The organism is Okeania sp. SIO2F4, from assembly GCF_010672385.1.
In the GTDB taxonomy this organism is placed as follows: domain Bacteria; phylum Cyanobacteriota; class Cyanobacteriia; order Cyanobacteriales; family Microcoleaceae; genus Trichodesmium.
Window position 1 is genome coordinate 1 of record NZ_JAAHGT010001257.1, and the last position, 2,076, is coordinate 2,076.

Sequence of the window (2,076 nt, forward strand, 5' to 3'; positions counted from 1 at the left end):
TCTCCATTACAACAGTCTCTCAAAGATTTAGACCAGGCATATAAGAATTTCTTTGATAGTTGTCAAGGTAAACATAAAAGTATCAAGGTCAAACCTCCTAAGTTTAAATCTCGAAAATCTAGACAAGCTGCAAGATTTGTAGGTGCTAATTACAAAGTTTATCCAGATAAAATTTACTTGCCAAAAGTAGGTAAAATTCACATAGTTTGGTCGATAAAGCTACCTTCAAAACCTAGTTCTGTAATTATTATTAAAGATGCAGCTAATAGATATTTTGCTAGTTTTGTAGTAGAAACGAATTCGGAATTTCTGCCTCAAACTGATAATTCTATTGGTATAGATTTAGGGATAAGTACATTTGCAACTTTGAGTAACGGTGAAAAGATTCTTGCTCCTAAACCACCCAAACAAAACCTCAAGAAATTAGCCAAGCTTCAACGCAAGTTCCTTCGCACTGAAAAAGGCAGCAAACGTGGTGAAAAAGCACGGGTTAGGGTAGCTAAACTGCATGCTAAAATCAAAGACATTATAACAGACTTCCTACACAAATTTTCAACGGATTTAGTCAGAAAATACGACATGATAGTATTAGAATATTTGAATGTCTCAGGCATGGTTAAGAACCGTAAATTAGCTAAGGCCATTAGTGATTTAGGTTGGAGACAATTTAGAACTTTAACTGAAGCTAAATCCGAGAAATATGGTAAAGAATTTAGGGTAATAAACAGATGGGAACCCACAAGTCAAAAGTGCAGTTGTTGTGGTTTTAAAGGAGGTAAGAAAGAGCTAAATGTTAGAGAATGGACTTGTTTAAACTGTGGCACATTTCGTATGGAGAGATGTTAATGCTGCTGTGAATATCTTAGAAGTTGTTCAATCAAAAACCAAGGTTGAAACAGTTGAAACAGCAGTAGAAAGTCCAGTGCCTCCTGCGGAGGAGCTACGCTATCAACTATATCTTTTCAGTATAGTCGCCGAGGGTCAACGGTCGATTATTTATCGGACACGGAGGAAACGTAAGACTGATTCTATATCAGCAGACTCCAATGATGTGTCAACCCGCTCTGAGTCATTCGTTCAACTACGGTTGTTTGATTGATGGATGGGAATCCCGCACCATAATCTGTGATTTGGTGTCGGGAGGATGTCAATATCTACCAGCGTTACGCTGTAAAGCAGTTATTCTCTGAGAATTAGCAAATACTCCTTCTCCTTGCATTTGATTTATGGGTGGTATAATTTCTATTTTCATAACTTTCTCAGTGCAAATACAAATTGTTTGATCTATTAAATGAAAAGTAATCCAAGGCTGTTTAAGTAATTGTTGTAATTGTGCTTGAAATTCTTGTGCATTAATTGGCAAACTGAAGGTTTCTGTGTGACTATCTATATAATAAAATGTTACTTCTGTACTGCTTTCTTGGGCGTATTTAGCGAATGAACCTTTCATTATCTTTGCTCCTAAATTTGATTAGTTAATAATTAATAATTACCTCTTCTGTAAGAGACTGTTTGTAAAAGGAATATTAAATCTAGGTTTAGGGTGGGTTAGGCGGCAATACTTATGCTCAGGAACCAAAGTCTTAACTGGGAGTCTTAACCGAGCGAACATACCTCAGATTAAGCACTAAGCGCTATCTTAATCTTTGCTTGTTCATTTACTCTTTAATAGAAGGACTGGCTAAAAGAATTTTTTTTCTTTTTTACCCCTTTTATATCTGTTCAGAAAATTGGCTAAACATATCCTATCTTAATTTTTTTAGCATCAAAAGGCATTTAATGAGAACAAATATCTGCTAAAACTAACAAATATTTATAAGATTTCAATTATCTTGAAAAAATCATGTGACATAGATAACTTTTCCAATGAGCAAATTCAGAAATATCTCAGCAAGAACAAAAATAAAATATCCTGATTACTTAAATTTAAAGAGTTAAAAAAATATATTTCCATCCTACAAAATAATTATATTTCACATATTGGGCATCTCAAACCCTGATAATTTTAAGTATAAACTTTAATCTAGAAAAAAATTATTAAAATTTTTCGTGAAAACCTGACAAATACAACAATAG

General features: G+C 33.8%; 3 protein-coding genes. 2 read left to right on the forward strand and 1 reads right to left on the reverse strand.

The features are described 5' to 3' along the window. Positions 1–846 (forward strand): RNA-guided endonuclease InsQ/TnpB family protein (locus F6K22_RS39445; RefSeq protein ID WP_293110473.1); only part of this gene is annotated, 846 nt, incomplete at its 5' end. Next, complete coding sequence (locus F6K22_RS39450; protein WP_293110475.1) at positions 818–1,099, forward strand: hypothetical protein; 282 nt, start codon at positions 818–820, stop codon at positions 1,097–1,099. The genes F6K22_RS39445 and F6K22_RS39450, both read left to right, overlap by 29 nt. A gap of 48 nt (positions 1,100–1,147) precedes the next feature. Here the strand turns inward: F6K22_RS39450 and F6K22_RS39455 are convergent, their stop codons facing one another. After that, positions 1,148–1,450 (reverse strand): hypothetical protein, encoded by a 303-nt coding sequence (locus tag F6K22_RS39455; protein WP_293110477.1) that lies wholly within the window; start codon positions 1,448–1,450, stop codon positions 1,148–1,150. Positions 1,451–2,076 lie beyond the last annotated feature (626 nt).